This window comes from Prosthecochloris sp., assembly GCA_015482705.2.
Lineage (GTDB): Bacteria > Bacteroidota > Chlorobiia > Chlorobiales > Chlorobiaceae > Prosthecochloris.
The window spans coordinates 1-22,312 of sequence record JADMLA020000033.1; the positions used below are offsets into that span (position 1 = coordinate 1).

General features: G+C 47.0%; 19 protein-coding genes and 1 CRISPR repeat array. Of the genes, 11 read left to right on the forward strand and 8 right to left on the reverse strand.

Going from position 1 to position 22,312, the window contains the following annotated elements; all coding sequences use genetic code 11:
- Nucleotides 1-206 (reverse strand): hypothetical protein (locus QZ209_RS07845; protein WP_294346695.1); only part of this gene is annotated, 206 nt, incomplete at its 3' end.
- A 154-nt stretch (nt 207-360) separates the two neighbouring features.
- On the opposite strand from QZ209_RS07845, the gene QZ209_RS07850 reads away from it, so the two are divergent.
- The 9 genes from QZ209_RS07850 (at nt 361) to QZ209_RS07890 (ending at nt 10,791) form a co-directional block, all read left to right on the forward strand.
- The gene (locus tag QZ209_RS07850; RefSeq protein WP_294346697.1) at nt 361-1,341 is read left to right on the forward strand and encodes a thermonuclease family protein; all 981 of its coding nucleotides are present in this window, start codon (nt 361-363) and stop codon (nt 1,339-1,341) included.
- A 164-nt stretch (nt 1,342-1,505) separates the two neighbouring features.
- Nucleotides 1,506-2,483 (forward strand): site-2 protease family protein, encoded by a 978-nt coding sequence (locus QZ209_RS07855; RefSeq protein ID WP_294346698.1) that lies wholly within the window; start codon nt 1,506-1,508, stop codon nt 2,481-2,483.
- Between the two features lie 294 nt (nt 2,484-2,777).
- Nucleotides 2,778-3,806 carry a dihydropteroate synthase gene (gene folP / locus QZ209_RS07860; protein ID WP_294346700.1) on the forward strand — a complete coding sequence of 343 codons (1,029 nt, stop codon included), beginning with the start codon at nt 2,778-2,780 and terminating at the stop codon, nt 3,804-3,806.
- A 112-nt stretch (nt 3,807-3,918) separates the two neighbouring features.
- Nucleotides 3,919-7,527 (forward strand): chromosome segregation protein SMC, encoded by a 3,609-nt coding sequence (smc, locus tag QZ209_RS07865; RefSeq protein ID WP_294346703.1) that lies wholly within the window; start codon nt 3,919-3,921, stop codon nt 7,525-7,527.
- Complete coding sequence (locus QZ209_RS07870) at nt 7,466-8,158, forward strand: HAD hydrolase-like protein (protein ID WP_294346705.1); 693 nt, start codon at nt 7,466-7,468, stop codon at nt 8,156-8,158. The genes smc and QZ209_RS07870 overlap by 62 nt, the downstream gene beginning before the upstream one ends.
- An 18-nt stretch (nt 8,159-8,176) precedes the next feature.
- A complete protein-coding gene (nusB, locus tag QZ209_RS07875) occupies nt 8,177-8,683 on the forward strand; it encodes a transcription antitermination factor NusB (protein WP_294346706.1) in 507 nt (168 codons plus the stop codon).
- Nucleotides 8,684-8,700: 17 nt separating this feature from the next.
- Entirely contained in the window at nt 8,701-9,396 is a 696-nt protein-coding gene (locus QZ209_RS07880; RefSeq protein ID WP_294346708.1) for a metallophosphoesterase family protein, read from the forward strand.
- A 12-nt stretch (nt 9,397-9,408) separates the two neighbouring features.
- Nucleotides 9,409-10,044 carry an endonuclease III gene (nth, locus tag QZ209_RS07885; protein WP_294346710.1) on the forward strand — a complete coding sequence of 212 codons (636 nt, stop codon included), beginning with the start codon at nt 9,409-9,411 and terminating at the stop codon, nt 10,042-10,044.
- Between the two features lie 300 nt (nt 10,045-10,344).
- A complete protein-coding gene (locus QZ209_RS07890) occupies nt 10,345-10,791 on the forward strand; it encodes a hypothetical protein (RefSeq protein WP_294346711.1) in 447 nt (148 codons plus the stop codon).
- A gap of 83 nt (nt 10,792-10,874) precedes the next feature.
- Here QZ209_RS07890 and pabB read toward each other — a convergent pair whose 3' ends face one another.
- The 3 genes from pabB to QZ209_RS07905 form a co-directional block, all read right to left on the reverse strand.
- Nucleotides 10,875-12,701, reverse strand: coding sequence for an aminodeoxychorismate synthase component I (pabB, locus tag QZ209_RS07895; protein ID WP_294346713.1), 1,827 nt, complete (start codon nt 12,699-12,701; stop codon nt 10,875-10,877).
- Nucleotides 12,685-14,253 carry a Ppx/GppA phosphatase family protein gene (locus QZ209_RS07900; protein WP_294346715.1) on the reverse strand — a complete coding sequence of 523 codons (1,569 nt, stop codon included), beginning with the start codon at nt 14,251-14,253 and terminating at the stop codon, nt 12,685-12,687. Before QZ209_RS07900 ends, pabB begins: the two co-directional genes overlap by 17 nt.
- Nucleotides 14,254-14,429: 176 nt before the next feature.
- Nucleotides 14,430-14,999: a hypothetical protein gene (locus QZ209_RS07905; RefSeq protein WP_294346717.1), complete on the reverse strand. Its 570-nt coding sequence runs from the start codon at nt 14,997-14,999 to the stop codon at nt 14,430-14,432.
- 324 nt (nt 15,000-15,323) lie between these two features.
- On the opposite strand from QZ209_RS07905, the gene QZ209_RS07910 reads away from it, so the two are divergent.
- Entirely contained in the window at nt 15,324-15,986 is a 663-nt protein-coding gene (locus QZ209_RS07910) for a diacylglycerol/polyprenol kinase family protein (RefSeq protein WP_294346720.1), read from the forward strand.
- 15 nt (nt 15,987-16,001) lie between these two features.
- On the forward strand, nt 16,002-16,949 hold the full coding sequence (locus QZ209_RS07915) for an L-threonylcarbamoyladenylate synthase (protein WP_294346722.1): 948 nt from the start codon (nt 16,002-16,004) through the stop codon (nt 16,947-16,949).
- Between the two features lie 263 nt (nt 16,950-17,212).
- Here the strand turns inward: QZ209_RS07915 and QZ209_RS07920 are convergent, their stop codons facing one another.
- The 4 genes from QZ209_RS07920 to cas1b all read right to left on the reverse strand — a co-directional run.
- A complete protein-coding gene (locus QZ209_RS07920) occupies nt 17,213-17,563 on the reverse strand; it encodes a DUF3127 domain-containing protein (RefSeq protein ID WP_294346724.1) in 351 nt (116 codons plus the stop codon).
- Nucleotides 17,564-18,009: 446 nt separating this feature from the next.
- A CRISPR array of direct repeats spans nt 18,010-20,119; the repeat unit is 30 nt; unit sequence GTTTCAATTCCACGTTGGTGCAATTATAAG.
- A 232-nt stretch (nt 20,120-20,351) separates the two neighbouring features.
- Nucleotides 20,352-20,852 carry a CRISPR-associated protein Cas4 gene (gene cas4, locus QZ209_RS07925; protein ID WP_294346726.1) on the reverse strand — a complete coding sequence of 167 codons (501 nt, stop codon included), beginning with the start codon at nt 20,850-20,852 and terminating at the stop codon, nt 20,352-20,354.
- 6 nt (nt 20,853-20,858) lie between these two features.
- A complete protein-coding gene (cas2, locus tag QZ209_RS07930) occupies nt 20,859-21,119 on the reverse strand; it encodes a CRISPR-associated endonuclease Cas2 (protein ID WP_110024349.1) in 261 nt (86 codons plus the stop codon).
- Nucleotides 21,120-21,184: 65 nt separating this feature from the next.
- A partial coding sequence (gene cas1b, locus QZ209_RS07935) for a type I-B CRISPR-associated endonuclease Cas1b (RefSeq protein WP_294346730.1) occupies nt 21,185-22,312 on the reverse strand: 1,128 nt, incomplete at its 5' end.

Here is a 22,312-nt window from a genome sequence, read left to right on the forward strand (position 1 = left end):
GAGCCCGAGGATGTTTCAAGTGAGAAGGAAAAAGGAGATGGGTGGTAGGTAACAGGTAATTGGAAACAGGGAATGGAGGTGGTCGTTGGCGGGAAGTCATGCCGGACTTGATCCGGCATCCATAGAGAAAAGCTGGAATGCACATGGATCCCCGGGTCGCGCTCCGCTTGCCCGAGGATGACGAAAAGAGGGGTGCCGTGCCGCATCACGTGCGGCATCCATAGGAAGCCTGTGGATCCCCGGGTCACACTTCGGAACGTGAAAAACAATACTGTAACGAAAACGTAACGCCGTTTATTCGACAATCTCTCGAAAGAAGAGTACTTTGTTTTATTAGAGTCAATTTCGGTATTCACCAATATGCCCGAGCAAGCCCAGACAACAACAGCAGCAGTCGTGGTAACGGTCACCGACGGTGACACGATCAGGGTAACGCTACCGGAAGCCGATAACCGGGAAGAAACCCTTAGAATACTCGCGCTCGATACCGAAGAGTGTTATAACGACAGTGATCGTTCCCAAAAAGAGATCCGTAAAGGTGGAAAACCGATTACCAACCTTGGAAACAGGGCAAAGGAAAGAGCACGTGACTTGCTGAGTAAGGGTGATTCCATAACGCTGATCTTTCCGGACAGCTCCCCGATAGAAACCGCTATTGACAAACACAGGGGAAACTACGGCAGGCTTCTGTGCTATGTCGAGCTCAATGATAAACGAGATTTTCAGGAAATCATGATTCGGGAAGGCTGGAGTCCGTATATGTCGAAGTACGGCTACGCACAGCCAGCTGAAAGACATTTCACCTACATCAGGGCAGAAGCTCTGGCCCAGGCAGAAAGCAGAGGGATCTGGAGCTACCGGGTATTCAACGGAGAACGGTTTCGCCGATACGAAAGGCTGCTTCCCTGGTGGCACCTTCGTGCGAGAGTTATCGAAACATTCAGGGCATACCAGACTCAAGACCCGCAGAGCAAGATCCTCAATTCGAGAATCGATTATGAGGAGATCTGCCGCAAAGCAGAGCAAGAAGAAAACACGACTATTTTTACCGAACTCCGTCAGATGACACTGCTCGATTCCGAAAAAGCGATTGTAACCTCCGGATCCGGTAAACAACCGTTCAAGCTTTTCATACCCGGCATGTACAGTTGGGAAGGACAGAAAATTCTTCGGCTACTCGAGCACCGCTACCTCACTACCGGCTATGACGGCTCGACAGTCGAAAAAGGCGGTACGAACTATGCTTACGTCAATGGACCTTTGAAACTCTACAATGGTGAGCCTGAAATCACCATAACAAAGGCATGCCAGATAACTGACGCCCCCCCACAGCGACAATAAAATCTTTTCTCCTTTTATTACCGCCGGTCGAATCCCTTCATCCCTGCACCATGTATTTCCTGCAAAAAACGTATACTTAACATCAGTTTTTCCGAACAATAGCACATTCAGACATGGGACAACAGTTGTCCTCGCGGAGACGTATACTCGCAGAACAGAATTACATGCTGCATGCAGGCTTGCTCATCGCGACCCTTTTTACAACGCTCTGGGCAGGTGCCTTCTGGACAGGACACCCTGCAAGACTCGAAAGCGTTACTGTATTTCTGCAGGATCTTCGCTACGGCATCCCATATGGTCTTTCACTCCTGGCTTTCCTCGGAACACACGAATTCGGTCATTTTTTTGCCGCTTTGCACCACCGTATACGGGCCACGCTACCATACTTCATCCCGGTTCCTCCTCTTCCGTTTCTTTTGAGCCTTGGTACTCTGGGTGCCGTCATTCGCATCAAAGACAGAATTCCCAACACGAGAGCATTGTTCGATACCGGTATTTCAGGTCCACTCTCCGGTTTCGTCGTTGCTCTCGGTCTGCTTGTTTACGGTTTTACACATCTCCCTCCGATCGATTATATCTATTCCATTCACCCCGAATACAAGGCTTTGGGCGGCATTCCTTCTCCACCCCCTGAAAACACCCTTTTTCTTGGAAAGAACCTGCTGTATCTCCTGCTTGAAAAAACGCTTGGCACTGCATACAGCCCTCCTATGACAGAGATGTACCACTATCCATATCTTTTCGCTGGCTGGCTGGGCTGTTTCGTTACAGCCCTGAATCTTCTCCCTGTCGGTCAGCTCGATGGCGGGCATATCATGTATGCAATGTTCGGCAAAAAAATCCATAGAATAAGCGCTCTGGCGTTTTTACTCATTATCACTGGGCTTGGATTACCGTCGCTTGGCCTGCTGCTTTTCGAACTTGCTTCTCCCGGCACAGCGTCGTTTATCCCTGAATCCGTCATAACCTGGTCATGGCCTGGCTGGATCTTGTGGTCGTTTATCCTGGCCAGGGTTCTTGGCACCGGTCACCCTCCTACAATGACGGATCACAAACTGTCTACCGGAAGAACGATTACCGGCTGGATCGCCATTATTATTTTCTTCTTGTGCTTTACCCCTGTCCCCTTTGGAATAACGTAAAACGCGGCATGAAATCCCTGTCTTCGTCGTCCTCTGACAAGCGAAGCGCGACCCGGGGATCCATCTTCTTCTGTGAGTCTCCATGGATGCCGCATCACGTGCGGCATGACTCCGGTGGAGTTGGACACCGCATCCCGGTATACTCCGAACAGATATTCCACCGAACGCCATGACTTTTTTGAACAATACGATACAACTTGCCGTACGATTTTTGGTTTTTCGGTTATTTTAGGTTCTGTTTCCATTTTGTCTTCCCCGGACTTGCGCCACAAATTCACCAAAGGTAACGTGCCCATGGATACTTCACGTAACAAAAAGAGTGGGACCGGAAACCGGAGAGACCACGAAGACAACAACATTGCATGTATCGAGCGTATGAAACACACTAATTACCGACTGCAGTGCCGTGACCGGGAACTCGACCTTACGGGGCAGGCAAAAATTATGGGTATTCTCAACAGTACACCCGACTCTTTCTTCGACGGAGGGTCACTCTCGACAGGATCCAGAACGATCGATGTCGACCGTGCCGTCGAAAAGGGGCTGAAAATGATAGAAGAAGGAGCCGATATCATCGATATCGGTGGTGAATCCACAAAGCCCGGTGCTCTGAAAGTTGACGCTGAAGAAGAGCTTCGCAGAATCCTTCCGGTGATTCGTGAACTGAGAAGACAGTCGGACATTCTGATCTCGGTAGATACCTACAAAGCCACTGTCGCTGAACAAGCGCTTCTTGCAGGAGCACAGCTAATCAACGACATTTCCGGCTTCAGTTTCGATCCGGATATCGCCCAGGTATGCAGCCATTTTCACGCTGCGGCAATCCTGATGCATACATCCGGTGACCCCGCGAACATGAAATGGAGCCATCAGACACGAGCTGCAGGAACAGATATCCTGAATCGTGTAACGCATAGTCTGCTCGACCGCATACAACATGCGGAACAACAGGGAGTATGCAACATTATCGTCGACCCAGGGTTCGGGTTCGGCAAAAGTGTATTCGAAAATTATACCTTGCTCCGACGCCTTCATGATTTTCATACACTGAAACGTCCATTGCTTGCCGGACTTTCCAGAAAATCCTTTCTCGGCAAGGCACTGCAGAAACACCCCGATCAGGCTGTTCCATCTCCTGACAAGAGGCTGACGGCAACCATAGCGGCCAACACGATAGCCCTGATCAACGGTGCCAATATCCTCAGAGTGCACGACATCGAAGAAGCAGTACAGACTCTTGCAGTCACTTCATCGGTTAACGGGGGGAAACCTAAGCGCCCAGGCTCTCCTGGACATTCAGTGCAATCATATAATTTTTCTTAACTTTCTTCACACATGAAGGTGGAAGAATGTTTTCGGCAAAAGCCCCCACATTGTTGGGAACGACTGATTATGCCGATTGTCTCCTTCATCACGGTCAACTCAACACGGGCAAATGTATCTTTCCAAAATCGAGCTCTTTGGTTTCAAAAGCTTTGCGCACAAAGTAAAGATCACTTTTGACAAAGGTCTCACCGCTATTGTCGGTCCCAACGGCTGCGGTAAAACCAATGTTGTCGACGCCATCCGCTGGGTTCTGGGAGAACAGAAATCATCTCTCCTGCGTTCGACAAAAATGGAGAACATCATTTTCAACGGCTCGAGAAAATTCAAATCTCTGAGCATGTCCGAAGTCTCCATAACCATTGAAAACACACGAAACATCCTGCCGACAGAATATACGGAAATCACCGTTACCCGAAGGGTTTACCGCAGCGGAGACAGTGATTATCTCCTGAATCAGGTTCCCTGCAGGTTGAAAGATATTCTCGATCTTTTTGCCGATACCGGTATGGGAAGCGATGCCTACTCCGTGATCGAGTTGAAAATGATCGAGGAAATCATCAATAACAGAAGCGATGAAAGGTTGCGGCTTTTCGAGGAAGCAGCAGGAATCACCCGCTACAAACAGCGTCGCAAACAGACATTCAAACAACTCGAAAACACTACCCGTGACCTTGAAAGAGTGGACGACGTTCTTGCAGAGGTCTCGAAAAAAGTCAGGAACCTGAAATCTCAGGTCAAAAAAGCCGAACAGCACCATCAGTTGAGTGCTTCACTCAAAGATCTGGACCTGACCCTGAACAAGCTCAATTATGATGAATTTCTCGAAAAACTCCAGCCCCTTGAAACTGAAATAATCACTCAGGAATCCATCATCCAGGAGTTAACGGCAACAATAGCCACTCAGGACAGTCTGTTGCAGAAATCAGAATTCGAACAGCTTGAACAGGAGAGCCTGCTTTCAGAAACGCAGACAGCACTGAACGAGAAAAACAAAGCTTTTCATTCACTTGAAAAGCACATTCTGCAGTTGCAGGAACAGGAAAAAAACCTGCAGAACAACATCGTTCGCATCACCGGATCAACCGCCGAAAAACAACGCCAATCTCGGACGTTCGAAGAACAGGAACAAAAGCTTTCCCAGGAACTCGAACCTTATGAGAGCGACTGCCGTATACAAGAAAACGAACTGCTCATGCTCAAAAAAGAGCAAGAGAGCCTGCAAAGTACCTTGACCCAGTCAAAAGAGGAGGTTGAAAAAATACGGGAAGGCATCGCGGAACACCAAAAACAAGGTTCTTCACTCCATATTGCCCGGCAAAAGCTGGAAACGACAATGGACCACTTGCAAAATTCGATACGCCACCTCGAAAATCATAAGGAAGGACTTCGAAAAATCGTAGAAGAATCATTCCCGGCAAAACAAAAGCTTACCGAACGCATCGACACGCAAAAAACGGTCATTACCGCCGAAAAAAACGAGATTCTTTCACTGAAACAACTACAGAAGGATCTTAACGACCAGCTGGAAACAAAAAAAGAATTCCTTCTGAACGAACGTTCCCGGCACGATCACCTGAAAAACCGAATACTTCTCGCAAACTCCATACTCGATAACTACGAAGGATTGCCCGAGGGAATAGCATGGCTCGAAAAGGAAACGAGCATGGCCGGTTACGGATGTCTTTCCGATCTCATAGAACTTGACGATGCCTACCGGAAAGCCGTCTATGCACTATTCGGAGATTCACTGAGCTATTGCGTCTGCTCATCATTACAGGAAGCGAAAACCGGCATTGACTCATTATCACAGGCTGGAAAAGGCAAGGTAACCTTTCTCATACTCGACCTGCTCGATGGCTCCAAGCCGATAGATTACCCCGAAATCGAAGGAGCACAAAAAATCAAAAGCATTCTAAGCGTCCCCGCCGATCTGGATCACGCAGTTTCACTGCTCACCCAGTACTGTTACCTAACCCGTAACCTCGAAGTTGCAGAAAAGCTTGCTCTCGCAAACCCCGGTTGTACGTTCGTCACTAGGGAGGGCGAGAAAATTGGAGGGCGAGGCATTCTGTTTGGCGGAAGCAACTCCGAAAATGAAGGCCTTCGCCTCGGCAAAAAGGCCGAACGGGAAAAGCTCCTGCGAGAAGAACGAAAACTGAGTAACGAAATCAGCCAGGAGGAAGAGAAACTCGAATCTCTCAAAAGCCGGCTCCATGAAATCCATATCGACGAAAAAGAGCGCAGTCTGACGTCGCGAGAAAAAGAGCTCGGGGATCAGGAAAAAAAACTTGTCCGCATGGATATGGAGCATGCCTCTCGACAGCAAGATATCACACGGACGGAAAACGAAGTCGCTGAAGCCCGGAAACGCATGCGAACAATATCGGCTGAACTCGAGGAACTGCTCCCGGAAATGGAAATCAGCCGCCAACGGCAGCACCAACTGCTCGAAACACTTGAAGAAGCACGACTCGGGCAAGGAAAACATGAAGAAACACTGTACCGTAAGAACCAGGAAATCCAGCGCCTGAACAATCACTATAAGGACAGTTTGCTCGAACTGGAAAAGCTCAGGCTGCGCATACACTCCTGTGAACAAAACCGCAAGTCACTGCTTGGGGAAAAAGAAAAAATGGAGACAGAAATATCCAACGCCCAAGCCTCTCTCGCTTCAACAACCGAGGCAATCGAAAAACACCGAAAGGAACTTGAAACCCTGGTGGTCCTGTCGGGAACAGAGCAGCAGAAGCTGAATGAAATGGAAACATGCTACCATGAATGCAAGCTGAAAAACCAGGAGAGAAGAAACATCCTCAGAGATTTGCGCCGCAAACACGAAGTGGAGGTGCAGGTTCACGGAGAACTGCAGCGGAAAGCTACCGATCTCGAAAAATCCATCGACGCTCTTGTCACGTCGGTTGAAACACGCTACAACTGCCGAATAGAAGATATCGAACAGCAAGCCCCTGAAAATTTCGACCGGAACCTTGCTCGAGAACAGATCGATGATATGCGATCACGGCTCGAACGATTCGGAGCGATCAATGAGCTCGCTCTCGAAGAATACGATACAGAGAAAGAGCGCCTCGACTTCCTCACAGAACAAAAAGAGGATCTGTTGGGTGCGGAAGCGCAATTACGAGCGACAATCGAGGAAATCAATAAAACAGCGCTGAAAAAGTTCGAGGAGACATTCTCAGCGGTGAGGAACAACTTTATCCGAATATTCCGGGAGCTGTTCGAGGAAACGGATGAAGCCGACCTTCTGCTCAGTGAGGAAGAAGACCCGTTGGAAGCACACATAGCGATTGTAGCGAAACCCAGGGGGAAAAAACCCTTATCGATCGAACAATTGAGCGGCGGAGAAAAAGCGCTGACCGCACTATCGTTACTTTTTGCTATTTATCTGGTCAAGCCAAGCCCTTTCTGCATCCTCGATGAAGTCGATGCGCCACTTGACGACGCAAACATCGATCGGTTCATTAAACTTCTCAAAAAATTTGAGAATAACACTCAATTTATTATTGTTACGCACAATAAGAAAACCATGGCCTCTTCTCAAGCGCTTTATGGAGTGACCATGGAAGAAGAAGGGATCTCAAAGCTGATCCCGGTTAAACTTGGAAGAGCCCAATCAGAAGAATTTTCCGCTGGCAATGTTGAAGAAACTGGTTCTGTTCGACATAGACGGAACGTTGCTGCTCACAAACAGCAATAACCGAAGGATACTCATCGATGCCCTGATGGCAGTCTACGGCACTGAAGGAAGTGCGCGCAGTCATAACTTCGCCGGTAAAATGGATAGTGTCATCATCTATGAAGTCCTTAAAAATGCAGGACTGAACGACTCACATATAACAGAAAAGTTCACAATAGTTAAAAATACCTATATTGACCTTGTACAAAGGCAATTAGTCCCGGAAGACATAGAACTGATGGCAGGAATTCCAGAGCTTCTAGAAACACTTTCCGAAAGAAACGATATCGCTCTCGGCCTTCTGACCGGAAACTTTGAAGGCTCAGGCCGCCATAAACTCGCTCTGCCGGCTATAAATCATTTTTTTCCATTCGGTGCGTTCGCCGACGATGCTTATCACAGAAAAGATCTCCCTGCCGTGGCAGTCGAGCGGGCATATATCCAGACGGGAAAAAAGTTCAAGGGTGAAGAGGTAGTCATTATCGGCGATACCGAGCATGATATCACATGCGCCAGGGCCATACAGGCCAAATGTATCGCGGTGGCGACAGGCACCTATTCAGCCGAAAGGCTCAGTGTACATTCACCGGCTGCTCTTTTTGACGATTTCAGTGACACCGAAACGGTTGTCAATCGTATCTTAACCCTTTAACTCTTTGAAACCTCCCTTATGAAAACCTACCGCCGAAGGATTCGTGAAAAAATCATACAAGCGTTACACACGCTCGAGTTGAGAGAAACAGATCTGGAAACGGCTTCCGACTGGCTGATCACAGCGGAAATTGCCGAGGACCCCAAGGCAGTCAGATTCTTCAAGGAATTGCTGCAATGCTGTATAGAGAACAAGGAGGAAATCGACAACTATATAGCGAAACATACCTTTAACTGGGACATGAGCAGAATAGCGATTATCGATAAAAACATCCTGCGCATGGCTCTTGCAGAACTTCTTTACTTCGAAGATATCCCGCCCAAAGTATCTATCAACGAAGCCATCGAAATCGCGAAAAAATTCAACAGTACGGACAAGAGCAGCAAGTTTGTCAATGGTATACTCGATGCCATTTTCAACGATCTCAAAAGTTCAGGTAAAATCAATAAATGCGGCCGGGGACTCATCGATAATTCAAAAAACACCAAGCTGAAGCAAGGAGAAAAATCAGCAACGAAACAGTAAACCGCGGTTTATCCTTCATGGTCGACTCTCCTACAGAAAAAAAACGAATTATCGCGATCGGCGATATTCACGGCTGTATCCATTCCCTGCAGCGTCTTATAGACAAGCTCGAGCTGCAGGAAACGGATCAACTGGTTTTCCTCGGCGATTACATCGATCGAGGTAAACATTCTAAAGAAGTCATCGACTGCCTTCTGAAGTTACGCGAACAGTATCACTGTTTCTTCCTTATGGGCAACCACGAGCGAATGTTTCTCGATTATCTCGAAACGCATGAGTCATCGCTCTGGTTGCGAAACGGTGGTATAGCCGTGCTGGAATCCTACAACAGCAAAGACGGGCTCGATCTACCTGAAAAGCATATAGCATTCATGAGATCCTGCAGGTACCACATCGAAACAGAGCATTTTTTCTTCGCTCATGGAGGCATCGACCCTGAAATGTCCATAAAAGATAACCTGCGGTACATGAAGCCTGAAGATTACTGCTGGATGAGAACTCACTTGCGCTCAAACTATCTTGAAAACAACCGGTATAACTGGGAAAAAACCGTCGTCTGCGGTCACACTCCTCTTTCCCAACCGGTCTTACTTGAAAAACTCATCGCAATAGATACGGGATGTGTTTACAAGGACAGCCCTTCGTTCGGATGGCTGAGCGCGGTTATACTGCCGGAAAGAAGGATTGTGCAAACTGAAAACATCGACTTCTGAACCGATAGCATTATGACCAAACAGGAAAAAATAGCGTTCATCAACCAGGCACTGGGAGCAAAGTACCCGTCACCCAAAAGCGAACTCAAACATTCAACACCATTTCAGCTTCTGGTCGCCACGATTCTAAGCGCACAGTCCACGGACAAACAGGTCAATATCATCACATCCGAACTCTTCAAAATCTGTCCGGATGCCGAAAGCATGAGCCGCATGGAACTCGACCAGCTCAAAACGATCATTCGGTCGATCAATTATTTCAACAACAAGGCTAAAAACATTCTTGAAGCCAGCAGGATGATCGTTGACGTACATAACGGTGAAACGCCTTCCACCCGCGAAGAACTCGAGAACCTTCCGGGCGTCGGCAGAAAAACAGCCAACGTTGTACTCAGCAACGCATTCCATCAGCCCGTAATGCCTGTCGATACACATGTACACAGGGTTTCGAACCGGATCGGACTGGTAACGACCGATAAACCGCGCGATACCGAAGATGCACTTGTTGCGGTCATTCCACCTGAACTGGTCATAGCGTTCCACCACTATCTCGTGCTGCACGGACGATATGTATGCAAAGCAAGAAAACCCTTGTGCGCCGAGTGCCCGATCACAGCAGCCTGCAGCTATCCCGACAAAACAGTCTGAGCGCTCACGACACCATTTCTTCCAGTCATCCTCGGGCAAGCGAAGCACGACCCGGGGATCCATCTCTTTCTGAAAGTCATCATGGACACCACATCACGTCCGGTATTGACCTCCCTTCTTTTGTCATCCTCGGGCAAGCGAAGCGCGACCCGGGGATCCATCCCCTTCTGAAAGTCATCATGGATGCCGGGGCATGTCTTGGAAAGGCAAATAAGCAGGAAGGACGGTTGATGGTGAAAGGGAATAACAGTATATTTTCAAATAAACCATTGATTAAAAATACTTTAAAATCGCTATGCCATGCGAGATCACACGCCCGACTTCAAGCTGCAGGAACTCTCCACACCGAACAAACAACTCATAAGTGAAACCGTTCGCCGGATTCTTGCCCGCCTGGCTGAAGACCGGCAGTTAACAGCCGATTCATTACTGGAATTCTGGGTTGAAGTTCCCGGTGTCAAGCGGCCGAGAGGCACATACCGGGGAGGCTTCCTGATGCCTGACAGCTTTATTGCAATTACAGACTATTTTCAGGCAAGCGAAGGGTCTCTTGTTCCTGCAGGATCGTTCAGTGACAGCGAAAACGCCTGGGAAGAGTTGTTCGATGAACTGTACTATCAGGTTGAAATCTTTACCTCACAGGTAGATTCATCAAAAGGAACAACACTCGAACTATGGACGGGTCATCGCAGCAGGCCTGAAGGAGAGTGGGTGTATGCTGTCGACACCAAAATAGAGTTGATTTAAGAACTGCATACAGTATGGGTGTCGCCCGGCCAAAGAGTCACCCTGATTTCACGAAGCGGCATCCATACCAAGTCACGGTCTGTTCACAGCACATCGTCACAGAGCACAGCCCGCCTCAACCCCCTGACTGAATTGCAGACAAATAAAAGATCGGCAGCCTGGATATCTTCCATAAAGAGAACCGTTTCTTTCACATCGTTCCGGGTAGCGAGAAAATATTGCCGGTAAATGCCGTTGAGAAGCCCTGAAGAAAGACGAGGAGTGTAGTACAGACCGTTTTTGGCAATGATGATGTTACTGATCGCCCCCTCGGTAACCTCTCCTCGTTCGTTGCAGAAAACAACCTCGTCAAATCCCCCGGATACCGCTTTCCTCAGCAGCTCATCGTAGAGCATGCGCTCTGTGGTTTTATGGCCTCTGAGAGGATTGTCCGAACGAATAACGGCTGACGACCTGCAGACCCTGGCCGGATCATGTGCATGCCGAAGAGCAATTTCATCGAAAGCAATATCGACGCTCCCATCATTCAACAGTTCGAGCCGGACCTTGTACCGTCCCTTTCCGACAAGCTCCTTTTCAGCAAGACGTTCGAGCTCCTCCCGACACGTGCCTCTATCGAAGGAAAAACCGAGCCCGAAAGCCGATTGCTGTAAACGAGAAAGGTGTTCCTCCAACCAGACATAGGAGCCGTTGAAAAGAATACTCTCGAAAATTCCGAAGTTCCGTTCAGGTTCCGGATCGAGAATCCTCGCTTTCAAGCGGCACTCTGCAAATTCTTCGTCCGACTTCGAATCCCAGACAATACCCCCTCCTGCCCCGTACTCTCCCACTTTGCCATGGAGCGTCAGCGTTCGAATCGCAACATTGAAGCACATCGACCTGTCGGGAAGAATGTAACCAATTGCGCCGGTATAGATTCCTCTCGGAGAACGTTCGAGCTCCTGTATCAACTGCATCGCTCTGATCTTCGGCGCACCCGTTACCGAACCACAGGGAAAAACAGCGTGGAACAGGTCATAAAGCGAGCAGTCATCGAGTAACTCTCCCCGAACAGAAGAAACCATCTGATGAAGCGTAGGATAAGTTTCTGTCACGAAAAGTTCCGGTGCGTCAACCGAACCGGATTTGCAGATTCTACCCAGGTCATTGCGCAATAGGTCTACGATCATGAGGTTTTCCGCCCTGTTTTTCTCATCCGACTGCAGCCAGCCGCGTCTCAACCGGTCCTCTTCCTCATTTCCACCTCTCATCGAGGTTCCTTTCATCGGCCTGGTTTCGATACAGCTCCCCTCACATCTGAAAAAAAGTTCCGGCGATAACGAGAGAATGTGATGGCTTCCAAGGTTAAGAAATGCAGAATACACGTCAGGCTGTCTTCCTGAAAGGTCCCGTAAAAGACCGGGAGCACTTCCTGAAAATTCAAAACGATATCTCCCGGTGAAATTAATCTGATAAACATCCCCGGCCCCAATATGTCGCTTTATGCGATCGATCTTTTCGGCATACTCTTCCTTTGTCAGATCGAAAACCGGTTCACTGTAACGGCAGTCCCCTGAAAGCATGTGTCCGGTTTCATCCTTGTTCAGCAATCGCGAAGTGTCATAAACCCCGAACCAGGCCAGAGGCAGATCACCACTGCGGGTATGGAAAGAACTGAAAGAGCCTGGCTCGAAGCCGTAACCCGCTTCATAACCGATATATCCCGCAAGACAAAACCCTTTTGCAAGACGTTCGTCGAGTTCTACGAAAAAAGAGAACATATCCTTGAAAGACCTGAGTTCCAGCCACTCTACCGGATCAGCAAACAGAAGTGAACTCCCGGCACGGTCTTTGAGAAAAGAACCGCCCAACAAAACCGTATGAGTTTTGCCGATAAGCGTTGTAGCGTTCGGGTTATCGCTCTTGAACATTCCGTGCTTCAAAACGAATCGATCTTTCAAGAACGGTTTCAAGCCAGGCTTTCATTCTTCCGGCAGCCCAGATTTCAATATCGGGGTTGTATATCGCATTCAAACCGATGGTAACACTGCTGGCCATGATGTCGGCTTCGATGGAGACGATATTCTGGCGATGACCACGGTCGAGTCCGTTCGCGATGCGTAAAATACCCGAGAGAACATCTACAACCCTTCGCTGTCTGGGTTTGAGCAGGCTGTACGCCTCATGTTTTGTCGAAGGTGGGGACTTTCTGTGATACCTGGCGACGTCGGCCATGATATTGACTTCTGAAGGTGAAAATCCGCGAAGTTCACCGTTAAGAATGATGTATTGGCTGTGCTTGTGATGTGAAGAAATGGAAATGAAGGTACCGATATTATGCAGCAATGCCGCATACTCGAGCAGTTCACGCTCATGGTTGCCCAGCTCATGCAGCGGTTGCAAACAGTCGAACATTTGCAGACACAAAGAAGCGATCTGTTCGGAATGGTGTTTATTCCAGTCACAGCGATATCCGAGCTCGATAACACTTTGACGGCGGATATTGAGTTCCAGACGCCGCTCTTCTCCACCCGACCAGCTATTCTTCAGATAGTGAACCACCATGCCTTCACGCAGGGCCGAGTCTGAAATAGCCACCTCTTTGAGTTTGAAAAGAGAAAATATCACATTCATCAGTACCAGGCCGGGAACAATCAAATCAACCCTTTTTTCATCGAGTCCGGTAAGTTTTTTTCGCTGCGAAGCATTCATCGCGAGAACCGACTTGTAGAATTTCTGAAACTCTTTTCGCGTAAACGAGCTCTGATTGAGCGTCACCTCATCGTCACGCCCCACCGCAGACCGGACCATCCTGGCAATGTTCTGTGCGGTTCCGGAAGAGGCGATTGCCCTTTTGATATTCAGCTCTCTTGATTTTTCAGCGGAAGTGAACAGCTCGGCAGCGAAGAACTGCTCGAGCAGACTGAGTTCATGGTTCGATACAGGGTCCGTTGTGATGAAACGCTCGAGCATACGGGCAACCCCGACTTTTCGACTCTCGAGAAGAAAAATCTTTTGATGATCGGCGATGATAAACTCAACCGAACCACCACCGATATCGAAAATAAGCTCCGGTTCCTCCGAGAGCTTCACAGCACGCCGGACTCCATAATAAATGAACTGGGCTTCTTCGAGACCTGATACCACTTTTATCTTGAGACCGGTCTCCTCTCGTACTCTCTGTAAAAAAACGTCCTTGTTTTTTGCTTCACGGATCGCGCTTGTGGCAAACGCAATGATGCTTTCCGGCTCAACCCCATGCTGTGATGCAAGTACCAGGAAATGCTTCAGCGTCGTGACACCCGCCTCCATCGCTTTCTCATCGAGCATTTTCGTGGAAATACTACCGCGGCCAATGCAAATCATCTCCTTGACCCGGTCGATTTCTACGATACCTTTACCTTCACTTTCCTCGACAATCACCATGTGAAAAGAGTTGGTGCCGAGGTCGATTGCCGCAACTTTTCTTTTTCGCGTAGGCATTGAGAAACAAACATGCTAACAAGTTGGAAAAATACGTAAGAGTGCCTTCTGTATACCCTGAACTATACCCTGAACGGAGTTTTCATGGCGCCCTCAAGATACGCCATTTATGGAGGACAAAAAAAGGCCCGAAAAAATTCCGGGCCTCGAGAAAAAAATATGGTTGACTTCATCGACTAAAAGTAGTAGTGTGCACCAAGAGCGACACTGATACCATTCAGATCGAGCTCGAGATCATCATCATCACCACCGTCAAAATCGGCATTGATCATGTGAAACTTGTACCCTACTTCCCAGTTGAAACCAAGCTCGGAAAACTCACTGAAGTAATGCTCGGCACCAATCAGAGGATTAATTACATAAACATCGACGTCATCTACAATGTCGTCACCATCGGACTCGAGATCTACACCGCCGAGACCGCCTTCAAGACCAACATAAAAACGGCTGTTGCTTTTTACTACTGGTGCATATATAAATTTACCAGTGAAAAGATACAGTGAACCATCAAACTCATCTACATCATCAACCTCAAGCGAAGCATCTCCATAAAAGAAGTTACCTTCGACAGCAATCTCATCACCAATCCAATAGCGTGCGCTTAGTCCTTGTAGAACATCACCGCCAAAAATGCCCTGGTAACCCAGACCGATCTTATCCGCATTCGGGGTTTCACTTGCAAAAACATTACCAGCTGAAAAAGCCAGCGCAACAAAAGCAACCAACAGCATTTTAAAATGCTTCATTTTTACTTCTCCGTTAATATTGTGTTACCGTTTAATAAAATAATGCAGCTGATGTGCCACATTACCCCATGATTATAGAAATTTCTCGACATTCAAACAAGCGCCATAACAGCGCCTTTTTTTTGCTTCATATCCTCCAAAGAGACAAAAAGGTATTTTTTACTGAAGAATATTCACATCTGATCGGATACGCTTTTCAGAGAGGAACGTTACACGGTTTTTTCAGAGAAATGTATATTGGTTACATAGAGTTGCGTATCTTTACCCCCGTACCCGCGAAACCGGGACAACCCTTTTCTGAAAACCGCTGAAAAGAACAACAGCATGCGGCAACCTGAGAGCATCGATTGTAATTTCAAATTCGAAGTTGCACGTAAGCTCATACACCTTTCTTCAGTTTCCATTGCCATCATATACTGCACTATCACAAAGGAACTGGCGCTTGTACTCCTCACCCCTCTTTTTTTGGGCTTTTTTCTGGTCGATCTCCTGAAAAACTTTGTCCCGTCACTATCCCGATGGTATCACTGTACCTTCGATCCGATGCTCCGTGAACATGAGCTTGAAAAAGAGCCCTTACAGCTCAATGGAGCGACGTACATCACACTTTCCGCTCTGTTGATGGTGCTTTTTTTCCCGAAAATCATAGCCATCACCTGTTTTTCAATGGTTGCCATTTCGGATACCATGGCCGCTCTTGTCGGCAGAAAATTCGGAAAGCATCGGATAGGGGAAAAAAGTCTCGAGGGAAGTATGGCCTTTTTCGTATCGTCACTTCTGATCGTACTCATCGTTCCGAAACTCGATCTGATCGCCGGAATTATCACTGCCTTGGCAGCAACAGTGGTAGAAGCGCTGTCACTTCGGATAAACGACTATAAGGTTGACGACAACCTTACCATACCTCTGGCAGGCGCACTCGTCTGCTACCTGTACTACCTTCTTGTTTTACCCGACGCGATGCCATTGCTCGAAACCTGCCCCTGAACCCTGTTCACTCCTATGCAGACAATAGTGACCGAATCAGTTGACGTTGCAGCAAGATGGCTCAACCGCGGAGAAGTGGTTGCTTTTCCAACAGAGACCGTCTATGGCCTCGGTGGTGACATAACCAATGAAAAAGCTCTTGAAAGCATTTTTACCGCAAAGGGCAGGCCGGGGGATAATCCGCTGATCGTGCATATCCACGCTCCCGAACAAATACAGAACATCGCATCGGAAATTCCGCCAACAGCCGAGCAATTCATTCAACATTTTTTTCCGGGCCCTCTGACACTGATACTCAAAAAGAATATCACCGTGTCGAATCTTGTTACAGGAGGGTTGTCAACCGTCGGGATCCGCTGCCCTGCACATCCTGTCGCGAGTGAATTTCTGAAACGATGCAATCATCCGGTAGCCGCTCCATCGGCAAACATTTCCGGCCGTCCGAGCTCGACCGACTGGCAAGCGGTCTACGATGACCTGAAAGGCAAAGTCCGCTGTGTCCTCAAAGGTCCGCAAAGCACTATAGGACTTGAATCAACGATTGTCGATTGCTCCGAAAACCCTCCCCGGCTGCTGAGATCCGGAGCTGTCAGCCTGGAATCCCTCAGAAAATATGTTCCCGAAACACTTCCAGCAGCTCCGGTAGAAACACACGAGCAGCCCAAAAGCCCCGGCCTGAAATATCCGCACTACTCCCCTTCGGCACAGATCGAACTTTGCGGCAGCGGCTACCCCGATTGTGCCGGAAGCACGAACAGCGCCTGGATAGGCTTGTCTTCACCACCGGAAAAAGCCTCTAAAATCGCCCTCTGCAAAACTCCAGAAGAATACGCCCAAAAACTTTTCAGCTTCTTCCGCGAATGCGACCGCGAACACATAGCAACCATCTACTGTGAAATGCCGCCGGAAAAAGGCATCGGCAGAGCAATCCGCGACCGCCTGCAACGCGCCGCGGAAAAGTGACTTTCGCTGTACGCACATGCCAGCCCACCTGCAATCGAAGTCCCTACGATAGCCGATACGGATCAAATAGTGCACCGGTGGCGGTTATGGAAATGGGGCTCCGCGTAACGAAGGAAGCAAAACGCAGATCTATAACCGACAACCATGACAAGAAAACCAGAGTCGGCTGAAACCATCAGGGACTTTGAGTGCAAATGGAGCGATAACCTCCGAGATAAGAGCAGTGCTCAGGGAGCGCTTGTCCACAATGTAAAGTGTGTTATTTAAAATGGTAGATCATCGGTACCTTCGGGAGTATTTGTTTGGTCGTAGTACACCGATTCCTCATCGGATGCCTGGGGAGCAGCCCCTCCTGCCTGCTCTACTCTCCAACCCTTCGCATCCGTGTACCACCGTCCGTTAAACGCTCTGCTTTCAAGATCGAAGGAGATTTTGACAGCGGCACCCTTGCGGAAAAGCGGATTTTCAGCCTTGTCCCCCCAGAAAGAAAAGCAGATTTTTTTCGGATACTGCTCATCCGTTTCCAGGATCACTTCCTGTTTTTTCCACTTTCCGTTCTTGCCTTCACCTGTTTTCGGCAGGAGTACCTCTATTATGGTTCCTGTGATATCCATGTGTTTGTCCCGGTTTTGTTCTTGCTGTTAAACCATGAATAAATGACAGTGACTGGAATTTCACAAGAAGTTATTTACTATCCCGGTTGTATCAGGAAGAATGCAGCAATACAATATTCGCACTTGTGCTGGAAAATAATTGTACCCCCATCCTCTTTCTTTACATAGTATCGATCCAAATAAACAGGCAGGCATTCCACGTTATTGGCATTGTGGTCACCGCATTCTCCTCTTCCGGCTGTTACACAGAATACCGAGGATATTCCCTGGATGGAGATGGAAGAGACTGTAGTTACGGCAACGAAAAACGAGCGGGTGTTTAGGGAACCCTTTCCATGTTTGATCGGGAGCTCGTCCCGTCCTACATAAGCCCTCAATTATACTGTAGGTCCATATTAATGCAATTATAAGTTCAGCCTGGTCGAGATTTCCCTCGTCAATCGATCGTTTCAATTCCACGTTGGTGCAATTATAAGATAAACAACAGGAGGGCTGCAGGATGAGTGAAAAGAGTTTCAATTCCACGTTGGTGAAATTATAAGCCAAAAACTAATAAACAAAATAATGGAATTAGAAATAGTTTCAATTCCACGTTGGCGCAATTATAAGATTCATATCTCTTCGCTGACTGCAGCGACCAACCGCCGTTTCAATTCCACGTTGGTGCAATTATAAGCGTAACACGATTTTTGCAGCCGTTCAGGTCAACAAAAGGTTTCAATTCCACGTTGGTGCAATTATAAGTCTGCTTTCTCTCTTTTGCCTCAGAAACCGTGCCTCTGTTTCAATTCCACGTTGGTGCAATTATAAGACCGATGTCTCGACCGTCCGCACAAACAGCGACTCCTCGTTTCAATTCCACGTTGGTGCAATTATAAGTCGAGATCGAATAGATAGCTCTCCGTACAGAGATATGCGTTTCAATTCCACGTTGGTGCAATTATAAGCGCTGTTCGGCCTCACCTTCAGCGAGAGACATGACGGTTTCAATTCCACGTTGGTGCAATTATAAGTGAATAACGCTCCATCGAATGCGAATGAGAATCACGGCGTTTCAATTCCACGTTGGTGCAATTATAAGCAATTTGGATCAGGCTGGTAACAAACGATAACGATCAGTTTCAATTCCACGTTGGTGCAATTATAAGATACAAAAACAATGTCAGGGATTGTAAAATCAATTATGTTTCAATTCCACGTTGGTGCAATTATAAGTTGCATTTGGTGCAGGAGGAGAGTACGATCGTGTCGAGGTTTCAATTCCACGTTGGTGCAATTATAAGAGGGCTTTGCAGGGTGTAGGGGATCAGGCGCAAGCAGCGTTTCAATTCCACGTTGGTGCAATTATAAGAAGCGTAAGCCCCCGGCTGCGGGAATGGGACGCAAAAGTTTCAATTCCACGTTGGTGCAATTATAAGAAAAGCAGGGAGGCTCTTGTCAGGTACAGCAAGGCGATGTTTCAATTCCACGTTGGTGCAATTATAAGAGTGAATACCCGATCGTATTTAGGTCGGTAAAAAGCGTTTCAATTCCACGTTGGTGCAATTATAAGCCCGACACCAAGCATTGACAAAACAAGAGTCATAAGTGTACGTTTCAATTCCACGTTGGTGCAATTATAAGTAACTGCACGCGTCAGCGTATAAGTCAGTTGCGCTTGTTTCAATTCCACGTTGGTGCAATTATAAGCATCACGCATAAAATCCATGCAGTCCACGTTATAGGTTTCAATTCCACGTTGGTGCAATTATAAGCATGAGCCTCGATCAGTGCAAGTCTACTCTCAAAGCCGTTTCAATTCCACGTTGGTGCAATTATAAGTAATCTGTATCGCGTATAATCAGCTGTTTTGCGAGTTTCAATTCCACGTTGGTGCAATTATAAGAAATTAGCAATGACATTATGTCAAAGGTATTGCTGAAGTTTCAATTCCACGTTGGTGCAATTATAAGTCAAGCAACTTTTCTTGTTTTTCCGCTGCTTTTTTTGGTTTCAATTCCACGTTGGTGCAATTATAAGACATTGCTTCCACCTTCTCACAGTTCATCAAGAGTTTGTTTCAATTCCACGTTGGTGCAATTATAAGTAAAAACCGAGCTTTTGGGGGCCATCAAAATACGGAGTTTCAATTCCACGTTGGTGCAATTATAAGGGCAATATCTTCGATTTCGTCATTATCGATAATTCCCAGTTTCAATTCCACGTTGGTGCAATTATAAGCAGAAAGTCTGGGTTGAAAGAGCAAGGGATTGAGTTAGTTTCAATTCCACGTTGGTGCAATTATAAGAAGAATTGAGAGCAACGTCGATTCTTCAGCAAATATGTTTCAATTCCACGTTGGTGCAATTATAAGGAAGCTCAAAGATGTTGACACGGATACAGAATTAGAAAGTTTCAATTCCACGTTGGTGCAATTATAAGTGGAGCGCATGCCGGATCGTTTTTTATTCGTGCACCGAGTTTCAATTCCACGTTGGTGCAATTATAAGGTTGCACTGGCGTTTGAGTTCGATCAGATGGTTTTCAGTTTCAATTCCACGTTGGTGCAATTATAAGCCGTCATATATTCGGCTGAAGAATGGCGATTTTATTGAGTCTCATCTCGTTAAATCGCCTAATTTTGTCGTCAGGCTGCAATAGCCGGAAAAACCCGGAACCTCGACGACATTTTTAATTTATTATTTTCAGGGAAGATAGAAAACCAAGGCTGGTTTTTTCAGGAGCATTTCTGATTTCAAATAGGCATATCGAGACTGCCTGACGACATACTGATCAACGCATATATATGCTAAGCCCAACAAAATTCATAATATGCGCACATTTTGCAGAATTTCTTGTTAATCCTCTCAGGGACGTTTACCCGATTAATAATAGCTGTCATATCGTCGAAAATTTCTTGAATTTTGTGTTCGTCATCTTTCGACAACTCGATATCAAGGGTTTTCTTGAGTTTTGGATAATCAAGTCGGCCGGTAACTGAAGTAACTCCAGAACTCTTCAGGTAAAATAAATAATATTTCAGTTGCCAGATATGGGCATCCTCCATCTTGTCGGATTTTTTCACCTCATGCACCACTTTGTGCCGCTTGTCATAGAAATCAAGTACTGCTCCATCGCTTAACTGAATTTCATGCCGTTCCTCAGGATACGTGGTCTCACTGATAAACTTGCCTTCTTCCACAGCACTGAAATCGCTTTCAAATTGTAGTTGCCGATCAAAAAGCCACAGCTTTCGATGACAAATAAAATAGTAACTGATTTTTGTCCCGTTGACCTTTGGATAGAGCATATCGTATCAAAGAAAATTGGAAGCCGGCCTTTTTTCCGTACCTATGATTTCTTTGTTCATATACTTGCCGTTCAACTCAAAAAAAATGATAGAGTCTGCTTCTTCATTGCAGAACCTCCCTGCCTCATATTTCAGTTTCTGATATGACGCAGGAGTCATCTCACCTTCAAAAACGGAGTTCTGGATATGATGCATATATTTGCGAAAGATCTTCAGCATTTTACCGACCCTTTTTTCCCCGACATCATAAACCGCTATGTAGTACATCTTTGCTAAGAATTATGATTTTTGATTATGGATTATCATTTTTCTTGAGGGAATCAGCAGTTGTCCTACCACCAGCTTCGGAATGCACGGTAAGATTCTTCACCGATAAGGTGTTTAATAAGTTTGTAGCACTCCAAACGAATGAGCCTACGGTACGAAACATTCCTTCCAAGTCCCCTATGTTTTATGGTTGTACGCATCCTCTCCTCAAATTCTTTGGCCACAATTTTTCGTCCTGCATCGTTCAAGTGACAGAAATTCAACGCAGTTGTAAAATGTTTGGCCTTAATCTCCCTGGTGTTGACCAGCTTGAAAATCATTCGGTCAATAAACATTGGTTTGAAGATTTCAGCCAAATCAAGGGCGAGCGAAAACCGGCGTTCCGAAGGCTCGTGAAGAAAGGATACTGTGGGATTGAGTTGTGTCCGGTAAATTTCCGTGAGGCAAGCTGAATACATCAAGCTATTGCCGAACGATACGAGCGCGTTGACTGCATTATCCGGCGGACGCTTGACCCGTTCCGAAAATGAAAATGCTGGATCAGCCGAGCGAAGCAGATGCTGCCATACCTGATAGTACACCTTACGAATATTCCCCTCGATACCCATCAGTTCGGGAACATCCGAAACCTTCACGATACCGGCCAAAAGTGATTCGATTTGTGTTATGGTATGAAAAAGTAATTCAAGGCTCTCAGGCCCCAGAGCACCCTGCCGTGAATCTGCTGTGTAGTATTTCAGGTTCCGCACTATGTTCCCTGCCGCTGCTCCTATAAACTCACGGGCAAGCTCCATCCGTTTTTTCTTTGCACTGTAGTGCTTGACCTGATGCACGATTACATATCCTGACAACAAATGCTCACGTGGATAGTACGAACCGGAATAAAACCCGTAATAATTGAACAGATGCATTGGGATACGGTTCCTTGTCAGGAAGTTCAGGAACTTCGAATTGAAATTCACCTCCCCGAAAACGAAAAACGAATCGATGTTATTTACAGGAATCACTCTCCTCCCGCCAGTATTGAGCAGCGTATCATCAAACGGGTTGAGCCCATAGATCTCCTGTTCATCTGGCTCAAGGTAGAGCGAAGGATCTGATTCAACCGTCACTTCTTCCTGCGTTGCATACGGCACAAAACAGATGGTGTTCTCCTTCCGCTGGAGAACACCGTTCGAAAAGATATAAAACGG

What these genes read in the sequence shown, in the direction of transcription:
- QZ209_RS07920 (WP_294346724.1), bottom strand. Translation starts at nt 17,563, where the DNA reads ATGGATATCACAGGAACCATAATAGAGGTACTCCTGCCGAAAACAGGT.
- folP (WP_294346700.1), top strand. Translation starts at nt 2,778, where the DNA reads ATGGATACTTCACGTAACAAAAAGAGTGGGACCGGAAACCGGAGAGAC.
- QZ209_RS07915 (WP_294346722.1), top strand. Translation starts at nt 16,002, where the DNA reads ATGCAGACAATAGTGACCGAATCAGTTGACGTTGCAGCAAGATGGCTC.
- QZ209_RS07870 (WP_294346705.1), top strand. Translation starts at nt 7,466, where the DNA reads ATGTTGAAGAAACTGGTTCTGTTCGACATAGACGGAACGTTGCTGCTC.
- QZ209_RS07910 (WP_294346720.1), top strand. Translation starts at nt 15,324, where the DNA reads ATGCGGCAACCTGAGAGCATCGATTGTAATTTCAAATTCGAAGTTGCA.
- QZ209_RS07905 (WP_294346717.1), bottom strand. Translation starts at nt 14,999, where the DNA reads ATGAAGCATTTTAAAATGCTGTTGGTTGCTTTTGTTGCGCTGGCTTTT.
- QZ209_RS07880 (WP_294346708.1), top strand. Translation starts at nt 8,701, where the DNA reads ATGGTCGACTCTCCTACAGAAAAAAAACGAATTATCGCGATCGGCGAT.
- smc (WP_294346703.1), top strand. Translation starts at nt 3,919, where the DNA reads ATGTATCTTTCCAAAATCGAGCTCTTTGGTTTCAAAAGCTTTGCGCAC.
- QZ209_RS07855 (WP_294346698.1), top strand. Translation starts at nt 1,506, where the DNA reads ATGCTGCATGCAGGCTTGCTCATCGCGACCCTTTTTACAACGCTCTGG.
- nusB (WP_294346706.1), top strand. Translation starts at nt 8,177, where the DNA reads ATGAAAACCTACCGCCGAAGGATTCGTGAAAAAATCATACAAGCGTTA.
- cas2 (WP_110024349.1), bottom strand. Translation starts at nt 21,119, where the DNA reads ATGTACTACATAGCGGTTTATGATGTCGGGGAAAAAAGGGTCGGTAAA.
- nth (WP_294346710.1), top strand. Translation starts at nt 9,409, where the DNA reads ATGACCAAACAGGAAAAAATAGCGTTCATCAACCAGGCACTGGGAGCA.
- cas4 (WP_294346726.1), bottom strand. Translation starts at nt 20,852, where the DNA reads ATGCTCTATCCAAAGGTCAACGGGACAAAAATCAGTTACTATTTTATT.
- pabB (WP_294346713.1), bottom strand. Translation starts at nt 12,701, where the DNA reads ATGTTCAAGAGCGATAACCCGAACGCTACAACGCTTATCGGCAAAACT.
- QZ209_RS07850 (WP_294346697.1), top strand. Translation starts at nt 361, where the DNA reads ATGCCCGAGCAAGCCCAGACAACAACAGCAGCAGTCGTGGTAACGGTC.
- QZ209_RS07890 (WP_294346711.1), top strand. Translation starts at nt 10,345, where the DNA reads ATGCGAGATCACACGCCCGACTTCAAGCTGCAGGAACTCTCCACACCG.
- QZ209_RS07900 (WP_294346715.1), bottom strand. Translation starts at nt 14,253, where the DNA reads ATGCCTACGCGAAAAAGAAAAGTTGCGGCAATCGACCTCGGCACCAAC.